At 39.7% G+C, this 14,436-nt stretch carries 13 protein-coding genes; 8 read left to right on the forward strand and 5 right to left on the reverse strand.

The annotated features are described in order from the left end of the window. The first annotated feature begins 46 nt into the window (after positions 1-46). A complete protein-coding gene (malQ, locus tag ELZ61_RS08955; RefSeq protein WP_126373056.1) occupies positions 47-2,119 on the forward strand; it encodes a 4-alpha-glucanotransferase in 2,073 nt (690 codons plus the stop codon). Between the two features lie 46 nt (positions 2,120-2,165). On the opposite strand, the gene ELZ61_RS08960 is transcribed toward malQ, so the two are convergent. After that, positions 2,166-2,726 carry a YtfJ family protein gene (locus tag ELZ61_RS08960; RefSeq protein ID WP_126373058.1) on the reverse strand — a complete coding sequence of 187 codons (561 nt, stop codon included), beginning with the start codon at positions 2,724-2,726 and terminating at the stop codon, positions 2,166-2,168. Between the two features lie 169 nt (positions 2,727-2,895). Here ELZ61_RS08960 and ELZ61_RS08965 point away from each other — a divergent pair, with 169 nt between their 5' ends. The 5 genes from ELZ61_RS08965 (at position 2,896) to uhpC (ending at position 8,356) form a co-directional block, all read left to right on the forward strand. Further along, on the forward strand, positions 2,896-3,225 hold the full coding sequence (locus ELZ61_RS08965) for a zinc ribbon domain-containing protein YjdM (RefSeq protein ID WP_126373060.1): 330 nt from the start codon (positions 2,896-2,898) through the stop codon (positions 3,223-3,225). Positions 3,226-3,448: 223 nt separating this feature from the next. Further along, positions 3,449-4,825, forward strand: coding sequence for a hexose-6-phosphate:phosphate antiporter (gene uhpT, locus ELZ61_RS08970; RefSeq protein ID WP_046098405.1), 1,377 nt, complete (start codon positions 3,449-3,451; stop codon positions 4,823-4,825). Between the two features lie 141 nt (positions 4,826-4,966). Next, positions 4,967-5,569: a response regulator gene (locus ELZ61_RS08975; RefSeq protein ID WP_126373062.1), complete on the forward strand. Its 603-nt coding sequence runs from the start codon at positions 4,967-4,969 to the stop codon at positions 5,567-5,569. A gap of 1 nt (position 5,570) precedes the next feature. After that, positions 5,571-7,082, forward strand: a complete 1,512-nt coding sequence (uhpB, locus tag ELZ61_RS08980; RefSeq protein WP_126373064.1) for a signal transduction histidine-protein kinase/phosphatase UhpB — start codon at positions 5,571-5,573, stop codon at positions 7,080-7,082. Further along, a complete protein-coding gene (gene uhpC, locus ELZ61_RS08985) occupies positions 7,082-8,356 on the forward strand; it encodes an MFS transporter family glucose-6-phosphate receptor UhpC (protein WP_126373066.1) in 1,275 nt (424 codons plus the stop codon). Before uhpB ends, uhpC begins: the two co-directional genes overlap by 1 nt. A 64-nt stretch (positions 8,357-8,420) precedes the next feature. Here uhpC and ELZ61_RS08990 read toward each other — a convergent pair whose 3' ends face one another. The 4 genes from ELZ61_RS08990 to dsbC all read right to left on the reverse strand — a co-directional run bounded on the left by ELZ61_RS08990 (position 8,421) and on the right by dsbC (position 12,491). After that, on the reverse strand, positions 8,421-9,113 hold the full coding sequence (locus tag ELZ61_RS08990) for a 5'-methylthioadenosine/adenosylhomocysteine nucleosidase (protein ID WP_126373068.1): 693 nt from the start codon (positions 9,111-9,113) through the stop codon (positions 8,421-8,423). Next, entirely contained in the window at positions 9,110-9,778 is a 669-nt protein-coding gene (locus ELZ61_RS08995) for a thiol:disulfide interchange protein DsbA/DsbL (protein ID WP_103853239.1), read from the reverse strand. The genes ELZ61_RS08990 and ELZ61_RS08995 overlap by 4 nt, the downstream gene beginning before the upstream one ends. 9 nt (positions 9,779-9,787) lie before the next feature. Beyond that, the gene (gene recJ / locus ELZ61_RS09000; RefSeq protein ID WP_126373070.1) at positions 9,788-11,509 is read right to left on the reverse strand and encodes a single-stranded-DNA-specific exonuclease RecJ; all 1,722 of its coding nucleotides are present in this window, start codon (positions 11,507-11,509) and stop codon (positions 9,788-9,790) included. Between the two features lie 295 nt (positions 11,510-11,804). After that, positions 11,805-12,491, reverse strand: coding sequence for a bifunctional protein-disulfide isomerase/oxidoreductase DsbC (dsbC, locus tag ELZ61_RS09005; protein ID WP_103855780.1), 687 nt, complete (start codon positions 12,489-12,491; stop codon positions 11,805-11,807). A gap of 160 nt (positions 12,492-12,651) precedes the next feature. Between dsbC and prfB the strand changes: the two genes are divergently transcribed. Continuing rightward, a protein-coding gene (prfB, locus tag ELZ61_RS09010) for a peptide chain release factor 2 (RefSeq protein ID WP_126373071.1) occupies positions 12,652-13,750 on the forward strand; the annotation gives its coding sequence in 2 pieces (ribosomal slippage) (positions 12,652-12,726 and positions 12,728-13,750; 1,098 coding nt in all). A 15-nt stretch (positions 13,751-13,765) separates the two neighbouring features. Continuing rightward, positions 13,766-14,434, forward strand: a complete 669-nt coding sequence (locus ELZ61_RS09015; protein ID WP_126373073.1) for a Fic family protein — start codon at positions 13,766-13,768, stop codon at positions 14,432-14,434. Positions 14,435-14,436: the final 2 nt, after the last annotated feature.

Raw genomic sequence — 14,436 nt, forward strand, 5'->3', positions numbered from 1 at the left:
CACGCATTTTTATGCGTGGCAGCACGATAAAACAGGAAGCAGTATCATGAAAAGATTAACAAAGCGGTTTCAACAAGCTGGCATAATGCCTTATTTCTACAACGAACAAGGGATAAAAAAAACAGCTAGCCTCCAAACGCAACATCAATTATTCAACGCATTTTCAGGTAATACCCATTCTTATTCGGCAATTTTACCACCCGTAAAAATTCTTTACGAAAAAGCACCGCACTTTTTAAAACTCCATCGCACCGATTTAAAGAAAAATTTGCAAGGAAATTGGTGTCTTCAACTTGAAAATCAACAAGGGGAAATCACTGGGAAAGTAAAACGCAATACCATTTATTTTCCTCAAAATTTGCCGTTGGGCTATCACGATTTAACCTTAGCAATAGGAACAAAAACCTATTCTTGCCGTATTATTATTGCCCCAAAACGTTGTTATCAACCTCAAGAAATGGTACAAGGTAAAAAACTTTGGGGATCATTTATCCAATTATATAGTTTAAAATCTGAGCATAATTGGGGCGTTGGTGATTTTGGCGATCTTAAACAATTTTTGCGTGAAATTGCCGCAACTGGCGCGGATTTTGTTGGGCTAAACCCCATTCACGCTCTTTTTCCTGCTAACCCTGAAAGTGCTAGCCCTTATAGCCCATCATCAAGAAGATGGCTCAATATTCTTTATATTGATCTCAATACATTGCCTGAATTTCAGCAAAGCCAGCCAGCACAGCAATGGTTTCAGCAGCCACAAATTCAACAAACTTTAGAAAAATTACGCACAGCAAGCCATATTCAGTACAGAGAAGTCATGGCATTAAAACTCGAAGGGCTACGACTTGCTTTCTCTTTTTTCCAACAACAGGCAAATTCTGATCGCCAAGCTGATTTTGAGCAATTCCTCCAACAAAAAGGGGAAAGCCTTATTATTCAAGCCACCTTCGACGCACTACACCAACATTTAAGCGAAGGATTCCCCGAACAATGGGGTTGGAATTATTGGACTACGCAATATCAGGATTATCATAGCGAAACGGTCGCACACTTCCAGCAAACCCACCAAGCAGACATTCGTTTTTATGCGTGGTTACAATTTATTGCGGAAACTCAGCTCAAAGAATGCGATGAACTCTGCAAAACCTTAAAAATGCCTATCGGGCTTTATCGCGATCTCGCTGTTGGCGTTTCCGATCAAGGCGCAGAAACTTGGTGTGATAAGCAACTTTATTGCTTAAAAGCCAGCATTGGCGCTCCACCTGATATTTTAGCGCCACAAGGGCAAAACTGGGGCTTATCGCCGCTCAATCCACATATTTTGCAGCAGCGTGCCTATCAGCCATTTATTGATCTCGTACAATCAAATTTGAATCATTGTGGTGCACTGCGTATCGATCATATTATGTCACTGCTTCGACTATGGTGGATTCCTAAGAATAGACAAGCACAAGACGGGGCATATATTCGTTATCCTGTTGATGATCTGATCGCCATTCTTGCCCTAGAAAGTCATCGCCACAAAGCGCTTATTATCGGGGAAGATCTGGGTACAGTTCCGAAAGCCATCGTGAGTAAACTCAAAAACGCGGGGATTTTATCTTATAAAGTATTTTATTTTGAATTTGATGAACAAGGAAAAAGCCGAGATTTAGCCGATTATCCTTATCAGGCAATGACAACCTTAAGTACGCACGATCTGCCAACTATTGATGGTTATTGGCGAGGCTATGATTTTGAGCTTGGACAGCGTTATGGCATTTATCCAAATGAAAAAATTTTAGCCATATTGCAACAACAACGTCAGGAAGCTAAAGCCAAAATTTTAGCTCGTCTAACAGAGGCGGGAGTTGATCCTGATCAGCCAAAAGATTTATCCTCCCCAATTAGTAAAAAATTTAATCATCAACTACAAACCTATGTGGGGAAGGTGGAAAGTGCTTTGCTAGGGCTTCAACCTGAAGATTGGATAAATATGTCTGAACCCGTAAATATTCCGGGAACAAGCACCCAATATCCTAACTGGCGAAGACGACTAAGCCAGAATATCACAGAGATTTTTAATGATCCTGAAGTTCAGCAACTTTTACAGAAAATAAATACTTGCCGAAAACCGCATTAATTCTATAAAAATAGCCGATTAATCGGCTATTTTTTCAAAATGATTATTAATTTTTCAACAGACTGTTGACTAAACTCAATACTTCATCAATCTGTGCAGAAGAAAGTTTCCCCTCGTGAACAAACTTCACTTTGCCGTTTTTATCCAACACTACGATCAAACTTTCTTTCTCTTTTAATTTCCACGCATTTTTCACTGCACTTTGATTATCCAGCACAATTTGGCTATGGGCATTTTCTTTTTTCGCTTTTTCAGCGCTGCTCCGCACAAAAGCGCCCGTGCCAAAAATCGCATCATCTGCGTTGATAATATTTGTGGTTTGATATTGCGTACCATCAAAATGTTGCGCTTTAATTGCGTCCATTAAGGCTAAATTTTTTTCTTTTACTGCGCTTCGCCCTGCAATATGCTGCAACACTCGAACCTTACCTTTAAGCTGGGCAGATTGCCAAGGTTTTGCAATAATCTCTTGATTTTTAACCACAAGCTCGCCTTTATTCGCTACGCTTACCGCAGGGAGCGTTGCATTCAGTTGCAGATTGTGTGCCTGACTATAAGCACTGCTTAATAATGCGCTAAGCCCAAGTAATAAAACTGTTTTTTTCATTTTGTTCCTCACTAAAAAGCCCTTAGTTTAGCGAAAATTCCCCTTTCTGACATCTTAAAAATCATTACAGCGAAAGAGATTTGTTTGTTATACTTCGCTCTCACCCCAGTTATTCAATCAGAAAAAACATAACTGATTGTTTATATTGAAATTTATATAAGAGGAAAAAATGGAACAAACAACCTGCCCAAAATGCCAAGGCAAATATGTGTATCACGATGGTTTAAATTTTGTTTGCCCTGACTGTGCTTATGAATGGTCTGGCGAGGAAGAAAATGACACAGAAGAAAAAGTGGTAAAAGACAGTAACGGCAATCCACTACAAGACGGCGATAGTGTGATTTTGATTAAAGATTTAAAAGTGAAAGGTTCATCTATTGTGTTGAAAAAAGGCACAAAAGCCAAAAACATTCGCTTAGTTGATGGCGATCACGATGTCGATTGCAAAATTGACGGTCAAAGTTTCTCATTAAAATCAGAGTTTCTGAAAAAAGCCTAATCACGCAACAGGCTGCAGCGAGCAGCCTATTGTTTTGCCCTTCAAAATAAAGTGCGGTCAGATTTTTCGTTATTTTTACAAAAATGTGATCTACCTCACAAAAATTCTCAAAGCCCTGCAAAACTAGGAAATTTTCCTAAATCCTTTAAGCACTCATCTCAAGGCAGAAGAGCAAAATCTCATTAAAATTTGACCGCACTTTCATTTTTTAATTGAGGAAATTATGTTCAAATTTTTACAACAGGTGCGTAAACCTGTGCTAAATCTTCCTGTGGAAGAAAGACGCAAAATGTGGTTTAAGCCCTTTATGCAATCTTATTTAGTGGTGTTTATCGGTTATATGGCGATGTATTTAATTCGTAAGAATTTTAACGTTGCGCAAAATGATATGATCGAAACCTATGGGCTCACCAAAACTCAGCTGGGAATGATTGGGCTTGGCTTTTCTGTGGCTTATGGGATTGGGAAAACCCTTGTTTCCTACTATGCCGATGGGAAAAACACCAAACAATTCGTGCCGTTTATGCTGATCCTTTCCGCCCTTTGTATGCTTGGTTTTAGTGCAAGTATGGGCGGTGGCAGCGTGGCATTATTCTTGATGATCGCGTTCTACTCGTTAAGTGGTTTCTTCCAAAGTACGGGCGGTTCATCAAGCTATTCCACCATTACTAAATGGACGCCTCGCAAAAAACGCGGTTCATTCCTTGGTTTCTGGAATTTATCCCACAATGTGGGCGGTGCAGCGGCAGCGGGCGTGGCGTTATTCGGTGCGAACGTGTTATTTGACGGACACGTTATCGGAATGTTCATCTTCCCTTCTATCATTGCGTTAATTGTGGGCTTTGTGGGCTTACGCTATGGTTCAGATTCCCCTGAGGCTTATGGGCTTGGCACAGCGGAAGAATTATTTGGTGAAGAAATCAGTGAAGAAGATCGTGATGCAGAAGAAAATCAGCTTACAAAATGGCAAATTTTCGTGCGTTATATTTTGAAAAATAAAGTGATTTGGTTACTTTGCTTTGCCAATATTTTCCTTTATATCGTACGAATTGGGATCGATCAGTGGTCGCCAGTTTATGCTTACCAAGAACTTGGCTTCTCAAAAGATGCCGCAATTTCTGGCTTTGCTCTATTTGAAGTAGGTGCATTAGTTGGTACATTCTTGTGGGGATTCTTATCCGATTTAGCCAACGGAAGACGTGGTTTAACCGCTTGTGTTGCGTTGGTTTTAATCGTATTCACCCTTGAGTTTTATCAATTTGCGACCAACGAATATATGTATTTAATTTCATTATTCGTGCTAGGTTTCTTGGTATTCGGGCCACAATTATTAATCGGTGTTGCGGCAGTTGGTTTCGTACCGAAAAAAGCCATTGCCGTTGCTGACGGTGTGAAAGGCACATTCGCTTACTTAATCGGTGATAGCTTTGCAAAATTAGGCTTAGGAATGATTGCAGATGGTACGCCAATTTTCGGCTTAACAGGCTGGGCGGGAACATTCGCAGCATTAAATACTTCTGCGATTGTGTGTATGGTGTTGCTTGCTTTCGTGGCGATTGCGGAAGAGAAGAAAATTCGCCGCCTAAAAAAAGCACAATAATTGCAAAAACGCAATAATTTTGCACCGCACTTAATTTTTTAATGTTCTTTACAATTATGCAGTGAGATTTTCACTGCATAATTTTTTTATTGGAGTACAATGCTCTCCCACTTTGCTTAACACCTTATGGCGAGGATAAAAATGATTAATATCGTGTTAGTTGATGATCATCTTGTGGTGCGTTCGGGCTTCTCTCAACTGCTGTCTTTAGAGCCAGATATGCGTATCGTAGGCGAATTTGGTTCGGCCAAAGAAACTCGTCAAAATTTACCGCGCCTAAAACCTGATGTTTGCATTATGGATATTTCTATGCCCGATGAAGGTGGTTTGGAATTATTACCAGATATTCCGCAAGGGATTCATTGCATAATGTTAAGCGTAAACGATTCTGAATTTATGGTGAAAAAAGCCCTTGAATTGGGCGCAAAAGGCTATTTAAGCAAACGTTGTAGCCCTGATGAATTAATTCAAGCAGTTAGAACGGTTTATGCTGGTGGTGTTTATCTTATGCCAGAACTCACCTTAAAACTCGTCAATACGCCGATTAAAAATACCCTCGCTCAACTCACAAAACGTGAACAAGAAGTCTGTGAATTACTCTCCAAAGGGCTAACAGTGAAAGAAATTGCGGCAGAATTATCATTGAGCATAAAAACTGTTCACGTTCACCGCGCCAATGCAATGAGTAAGTTAAATGTGAAGAATAACGTTGAACTGGCGAATTTATTCCATAGTAAAGGATAGAATGAACGCAATTTTCTTTTTTATTTATAGCTGGTTTTTTGTTGCGCCAGCCTATTTTTGTTTATGGATTATTTCTAATTATTTATTAGAAGATCCGCTACTTTCTTTTTTATTTTTTCCTTTTGCATTACGTATTGGCATTCTCATTCATACAAAAATAAAATATTGGTTTTCCATTTATCTTGCTGAGTATAGCATTTTACTATTACTCTATATCGCATTTCCTGAAAATAATACACTTTCTATCATTTTTCTTGGATTGCTAAATATTCCACTATTACTTATCTTTAAAAAATACTATTTTGGCAGTCAATTACGCTGCTTATTGTTACAAGGTCTATTAATTACATTACTCAGCTTAATTAATGCACTCTACTTTATTGGCGCTGAAAATTTTTATTTCACCTTTTTGGTTAGTTTCTCAAGTGCGGTGCTAACTATTCCAATTTGTTATTTAATTTATTATTTCCTTTTTGAAATAAAATGGCTGCCACTAACTTCTAGCCTGATTAGAAAACCTATTAGCTTAAGATCTAAGCCTATCATCATTTATCTTTTACTCTTTATCTTAAACATTTATATTCAGACAGATTTGCCCGAATCTTTTAATCGTTTTTCGTTGTTTTTCTTATCCATTCCCATTATCTTACTTGCTTTCCGTTATGGCTGGCAAGGCGCATTACTAGGGATTTTATTAAACAGTTTGGCATTGATTAGTACAACTCACCATTTTTCTAACATAGAATTAACGGATTTATTACTCACCCTTTCCGCACAGACCATTACGGGAATTTTCCTTGGTTTAGGCATTCAGCATCAACGAGATTTAAATCAGCATTTAAGCCAAGAATTAGCAAGAAACCAATATTTAACCCAACAATTAATTTATCGTGAAGAAGAAATTAGAAAAGAAATTTCAAGAGAATTACACGATGAAATTGGACAAAACATTACCGCAATTAGAACGCAAGCGAGCATTTTAAAACGGATTGGAAAAACACCAGAATATGAAAAGCTCTCACAAATTATTGAGCAATTATCTCTGAATATTTATGATAGTATTAAAGGCTTAATTAATAAAATCCGTCCGCGTATTTTAGATGATCTTAATTTGCAAGAAGCCCTACAAAATCTGTTTATTGAATTAGATTTTGCCAGCCAAAATACACAAATTTATTTACATTGTAATAACCCTAAAAATAGGACACTTTCCCATTTACTGGAAATCACCTTATATCGCTTATGCCAAGAGGCATTAAATAATATAAAGAAATATTCTGGAGCAACAGAAGTTAATATTTATTTGAATATTGATGAAAAAATCACATTGCATATTCAGGATAATGGCATTGGTTTTGATCTATCTAAAATCAATCATACTGGCTTAGGCATAAAAGGAATGAAAGAACGTGTTGTAATGTTAGGCGGAAAATTTGATATTCATTCTGTAAAATGGACAAAACAGCAACAAAGTGGCACAAGTATTTTTGTGGAATTACCTTGGATTAATTAATGAATACAGAAACTCAACAGCAAATCAATCAACGTTATCAATATTGGCGCATTCATTTAATGTTTGCGATGTATATTGGTTATGCAGGCTTTTATTTTACACGAAAAAGTTTTAACTATGCTGTCCCTACATTAATTACTGATTTAGGTATTGATAAAAATGATATTGGAATGATGACTACTGCCTTTTATATTACTTACGGCATTTCTAAATTTTTATCAGGGATATTTTCTGACCGTAGTAATCCACGCTATTTTATGGCGATTGGCTTATTTTTTAGTGGCGTAATTAATATTTTCTTTGGGTTATCAAGTTCATTATTGGTTTTTATGAGTTTGTGGATTCTCAATGCGTGGTTTCAAGGTTGGGGCTGGCCAGCTTGTTCTAAATTGCTCACCACTTGGTATTCACGCACAGAGCGGGGTGCTTGGTGGTCGGTGTGGAATACGGCTCACAATGTGGGCGGTGCATTAATTCCGTTAATTATCGGCTATGTAACTTTGCATTACAGTTGGCGTTATGGTTTTATTATTGCAGGAATTATCACTATTTTTATCGCCTTATTCCTTGCTCTACGTTTACGAGGCACGCCAGAATCTCTTGGTTTACCCAGCATTGGTCAATGGCGTAAAGATAAATTAGAGTTAATTCAAGAGCAAGAGGGAAAAGATCTTTCTTGGCAACAAATATTATATCGCTATGTTTTCCTAAATAAATATATTTGGCTTTTAGCACTAAGTTATACCCTTGTTTATATTGTAAGAACCGCAATTAATGACTGGGGAAATATTTATTTAACCGAAAAATATCATTACGATTTGGTATCTGCTAATAGTGCAATTTCTTTATTTGAAATTGGTGGTATTTTAGGCTCATTAGTTGCCGGTTGGGGATCAGATAAATTATTTTCCAGTAACCGTGGTCCAATGGCATTATTATTTGCCATTGGTATTTTCTTTTCCATTTTGGCGCTATGGTTAATGGTGCAAGAAATCTTTATTTTGCAAAGTGCGGTGTTTTTTTCTATTGGATTTTTTGTATTTGGCCCGCAAATGCTTATCGGAATGGCAGCAGCTGAATGTTCACATAAAAAATCTCCCGGTGCAGCCACAGGATTTATCGGTCTATTTGCTTATTTAGGTGCTGCACTATCAGGTTATCCGCTCGCGGTAGTAATGCAATATTTCCATTGGAATGGTTTTTTTGTGGTGATTTCTTGCTGCGCCTTTCTTATCGCATTATTACTATTGCCATTTTTGAAAGCACAAAATTAAAAAAGCCTTAGCATATAAAAATACTAAGGCTTCTTACTATAACTTCTTTCGGTTACTGCTTAAATTATAACAACTCATCAATCATCGCCAAGACCATTGCGGAGGATTGTTTGGCGGCGAGGGGGAGAAATTCTTCAAAGGACATACTGGCTTCACCATCTCCGCTATCAGAAATTGCGCGTACCACAACAAAAGGCACGTTGAAAGCGTGGCACACTTGGGCAATGGCGGCGGCTTCCATTTCGACTGCCAACACATCAGCAAAATCTTGTTTAATTTGTGCTAAGGGTTCGCCGCCGTGGATAAAGCTGTCGCCTGAGCAGATTAAGCCTTTATGCACTTTTTGCCCTTGGGCAGTCGCCACGTTTTGCGCAAGTGCGGTGAGATTTTCGTCAGAATTAAAACGCGCTGGGCAATTTGGTAGCTGACCTTTTTCATAGCCAAATGCAGTAACATCGGCATCGTGGTGAGCGGTTTGAGTTGAAATCACCACATCGCCCACTTTTAGCCCTTGCGCCACGCCACCAGCCGAGCCGGTGTTAATAATCACATCAGGTTTTGCGAGTTGTAATAGCGCCGTTGTCCCCATTGCGGCGGCTACTTTGCCAATGCCCGATTGCAATAAGGCAATGTCTTTGCCGTTAATCGAGCCTTGGTAAATGGTCGCGCTGCCAATTTGCGTGGTGGTTTTATTTTCCATTAGCTCAGATAAATAAGCCACTTCTTGTGCCATTGCACCTACAATTCCGATTTTCATTGTTTTTTCTCTTGTAATATTTTGTTAATTAAAAAATCTAGCACCGCAAAACTGTAATCATCGTTGTAAAGCGTGCTTGCAGTCAGCACATATTTTCCTTCCACAATTAAATAAGGATAGGTAAACACGCCATAATCTTCGGTCAGTTGAATGGCATCGCGCACCTGCAAACGCACGCCTGCTGAATGATATAATTTGCGAAATTGTTCTGTATCAATGTGTTGTTCTTGCAGCCATTTTAGCAAGTTAGAAAAGCGAGATAATTCGGTATAACGATGTTTTTCTGAGCTTTCAAATAACAATAAATCTGACACATTTTCCGCATTCATTGCTTGTAGGGCATAGAAAATATTTGCCGTTAAATTCGCTTTTGCCGTTGCCACGGGCGTTTCAATAAGCACAACGTTATCACGGTTAATTTGGCTATATAAATTAAGAATATCCTGCGCCACGGAACAAACTCGGCAATCGTAATCAAAGAAAAATTGCAACAGAATTTTATGATCTGCGCGCGTGGGAATGGCTAGCGGTTCTTCGTAGGAAAAATAATCCCGTCCATCTTCAAATTGATTAATTTGTAAGGTGGGCGGCGTTTCGCTTTCTGCTCTTGCGCTTTGCGCGAGCAAAAAACTAAGCCCAGTGATAAAGAAAATTAATCGCCACATCGGGTTGCACTACTCTGCCAAAGGTTCAATATAATCCACCAACAATTGAATATTGCGTTGTCCACGATATTCATTAACGTCCAATTTATACGCTAATTTCACCTTTTTTAACGAAAGATCAGGATAATAACGAGTATCCACGTTAAATGCGATGGCATCGAGTAATGGCCCGCCATTTTGCGGTTCAACCATCATTTTAAGATGACGCTCCCCCACTAAACGTTGTTGTAAGAGCTTAAACTCACCGTCAAACACGGGCTCAGGAAAGGCTTGTCCCCAAGGGCCTGCTTGTTTGAGCAATTCTGCGGTATCTAAATTCATAAATTGTGTATTCAGCTCACCGTCTGTCCAAACTACGCCTTGCAGATCTTTTTCATCTAAACATTCCGTCACCACTTCATTAAAGAGCCGTTGGAAATCGCTAAATTTTTCTTCTTGAATGCTCAGCCCTGCCGCCATTGCGTGGCCGCCAAATTTTAGAATCATTTCTGGGTGGCGAGAATGTAAGCGTTCCAACACATCACGAATATGCAAGCCTTCAATAGAACGCGCTGAACCTTTCAGGACGCCAGCTTGATCTTGCGCAAAAGCAATCACAGGGCGATGAAATTGATCTTTCAATCTTGACGCTAAAATTCCCAATACGCCTTGGTGCCAATCCGCTTGATAAAGCACAATACCTGTGGGTAATGGTGGGGTAAGTGCGGTCAATTTTCGGCAAATTTCTAGCGCTTCTAATTTCATTCCTTGCTCTATTTCTTTGCGTGTTTGGTTTAAGCCGTCTAGCTCTAAGGCCAAAGCGCGCGCGGTAGGCATATCTTCAGCCAATAACAATTCCACGCCCACCGACATATTATCCAAACGTCCTGCAGCATTTAAACGTGGCGCAATGGCAAAGCCTAAATCTGACGCACTGAAATGGCTCATATCGCGATTTGCCACTTCCGCCAAGGCCTGAATTCCATAGCGGCAATGCCCTGCACGGATACGCTGTAAACCTTGATAGGCTAAAATGCGGTTATTTTGATCAAGCGGAACCACATCAGCAATTGTGCCAAGCGCCACTAAATCAAGCAATTCGGTGAAATTAGGCTGAGTTTTGCTATCAAATAAGCCTTTTTCGCGTAATTTAGCACGCAACGCCAACATCACATAAAACGCCACGCCCACGCCAGCTAAGGATTTAGACGGGAAATCGCATTGTGCTAAATTTGGGTTCACAATAGCATCGGCTTCAGGCAGCATTTCGCCAGGTAAATGGTGATCCGTCACCACCACTTGCACGCCCTGTTGTTTCAAAAATGCCACGCCTTCAAAAGAAGAAATGCCGTTATCCACTGTGATTAGCACTTCCACATTTTTTTCTAGCGCCTGCTTTGCCACCTCAACACTTAAGCCATAACCTTGTTCAAAACGGTTTGGAACAAGATAATCCACCTGCTGGAAACCAAGCTGACGCAACGCCACTACGGTTAATGCCGTACTGGTTGCGCCATCGGCATCAAAATCCCCCACGATCACGATATTTTTTTGCGCTATACGCGCCTGCGCCAACAATTCCGCCGCCTTATCCATACCAAATAACGCGTGTGGCGAAAGCATCGCTTTCAAAGTGCGGTCTAATTGTTGCGGATTTTCGATTTGGCGCGCACGATAAAGGCGATCAAGCAAAGGGTGATCGCTAATCGGCTGTGCTGTGCTAATGGGGCGGCGTTGGATTGTTTTGATCACGAAATAAAATCCTTAAACACATTTTAGGTTTCGCCCTAAAAGGGCGACCTACTTTTCTTTGCTTGTGCAAAGCAAAGTAGGCAAAAGAAAGCACACCCTACAGTCTCGCTTTTCCTCATTCCAGTTAGATTTTCCAAGCGGCGAAAAAAGAGATTTTGTTTCGCTCCGCTACACAAAATTACAATTTTTTTCGCCTAAAAATCTAACTTCCATTCGGGCAAGACTGAAGGGAACCCACAAAAGATCATCTAGATTAAATGGGTATATAAGAAATTTTTCATAATTTGTATTATACCTATTCTTCTTGCAAGGCTTTGAGCAATTCTTTTGGCGGTAAATAGCCACCGATAAGCTCACCTTTCGGCGTAACAATGCTTGGCGTGCCGCGCACACCAAATTGCACACCAAGTTCATAGTGTTTCTTCACGATATCAGCATTTTTCAAAGTTTTCGGCAAGTTGCCTTTTTCCGCTTCATTTAAAGCTTGTGCAGGATCTTTCGCTTGCCAAATGGCTTCCATTTGTTTTGCTGTATTGTTATTTAAGCCACCGCGCGGAAATGCAAGGTAACGAACGGTGATACCTAAATCATTATATTGACTAAGTTGTTGATGTAATAAGTGGCAATAATGGCAGGTAATATCCATAAATACGGTTACCACATATTTTTCATTTTTTGCTGGATAAACAATCATTTCATTTTTATAACTATTTAATTTATCTAGCAAAAATTTTCCTGTTAAATCCACCGCACCTTTGTCAGTTAACTCATATAGCTGACCTTGCAGCACATATTTGCCGTCTTCGGAAGCGTAAAAAATGCCTTCGTTGCTGATAACTGTTTTTAAGCCATTGATCGGCGATGACTTAATTTCCATTTGTGATACGCCAAGTTTTTTTAATTGTGCTTCAATTTGTGCATCGCTCGCCACGGCATAGACCGATAACGCGGCTAACGAAAGTGCGGTAATGATTTTCTTCATTTTTCTTTCCTGATGTCTGTTCCTTGTGAAAGGCGGATTTTATCACAAGCCCAATCAACAAGCTAATAGGAAAAGGCTTTCAACATAATTGACCTACCAAATTGGGCTAAAATAGCATATAATTCGGCTCTTATATGCAAAATTAGATAGAACTGAATTTATGTTTGAAATTAATCCAATCAAAAATAAAATTGCCGATCTCGCTGAACGCACGGCAACCCTTAGGGGGTATCTTTGACTTTGATAGCAAAGTCGAACGGTTAGAAGAAGTCAACGCTGAGCTTGAACAGCCTGACGTATGGAATGAGCCAGAAAAAGCACAAGCGCTCGGCAAAGAGCGTGCCAGCCTAGAAGCGGTGGTGGATACCATTAAAAATTTAGAGCAAGGCTTGGACGATGTTGATGGCTTGTTAGAACTTGCCATTGACGCAGAAGATGAAGACACCTTCAACGAAGCCGTTGCAGAATTAGACGAATTAGAACAAAAATTAGCCGCACTTGAGTTTCGCCGTATGTTTAGCGGTGCAAATGATGCGGCGGATTGCTATGTGGATCTGCAAGCAGGCTCAGGCGGTACGGAAGCGCAAGACTGGACAGAAATGCTGTTACGAATGTACTTGCGTTGGGCAGAAAGCAAAGGCTTTAAAACGGAATTAATGGAAGTTTCAGACGGCGATGTAGCAGGCATAAAATCGGCCACTATTCGCATTTCTGGCGAATACGCATTTGGTTGGCTACGCACCGAAACAGGGATTCACCGCTTAGTGCGTAAAAGCCCTTTTGATTCTAACAATCGCCGTCACACCTCTTTCAGCGCTGCCTTTGTTTATCCTGAAATTGATGACAATATCGATATTGAAATCAATCCAGCAGATTTGCGTATTGACGTTTATCGTGCATCTGGCGCGGGCGGTCAGCACGTGAATAAAACCGAAAGTGCGGTGCGAATTACCCATATTCCAAGCGGTATTGTGGTGCAATGTCAAAACGATCGTTCACAGCATAAAAATAAAGATCAGGCGATGAAACAGCTCAAGGCCAAACTTTACGAATTAGAATTGCAAAAGCAAAATGCCGAGAAGCAAGCAATGGAAGACAACAAATCCGACATTGGCTGGGGCAGTCAAATTCGTTCTTATGTACTTGATGATTCACGCATTAAAGATCTACGTACTGGCGTAGAAAACCGCAACACCCAAGCCGTGCTAGACGGCGATTTGGACAGATTTATTGAGGCGAGTTTAAAGGCTGGGCTATAAACTCAAGGTAACAAAATGACAATAAATGACATCAACAAAATTCTCAAGGCTCTGCCCTTTATTAATGATGATTTGATTTATTTCTATAATTATCATTCGAATAAAATTGAGAATAATAGTCTGACTTTAGGGGAAACGGTTACCGTTTTAAAAGACGGTTTTGGCGTATCAAAACCCCTTAAAGATATTCGCGATGTGGAAAATCATCATCGTGCATTGCATTTTGTCTTTGAATTAGCAAAATCCCAAGAACCTTTATCTTTGCGTACCATTCGTGAAATTCAGGCATTGGTTGAACCAGAAAGAACAGGATTTAGAACGCAGCTTGTTGAAATTCTAAATACTGATGTGAAAACCGCTGAGCCTTTTGAAATCAGTTTACGTTTGGAACAAATTTTAGAAAATTATCACAGCAAAGATAAAGACGAACAAGATTTTTTCTATAAATTAGCAGAGTTTCACATCGCTTTTGAGCGTATCCATCCTTTTATTGATGGAAATGGGCGTACTGGGCGGCTTTTACTGAATTTAGAATTACTCAAAGCAGGTTATCCGCTGACTACAATAAAGTTTGAAGATCGCCCAATGTATTACGATGCTTTTTCTGATGTGGAAAAAATGAAAATATTGCTGGAAAAAAGCGTCCAAGATACTATTGAGATGATTGTGGAAAAAGCAAAATAAAC

It is taken from the genome of Avibacterium volantium (assembly GCF_900635775.1).
GTDB classification, from domain to species: Bacteria; Pseudomonadota; Gammaproteobacteria; order Enterobacterales; family Pasteurellaceae; genus Avibacterium; species Avibacterium volantium.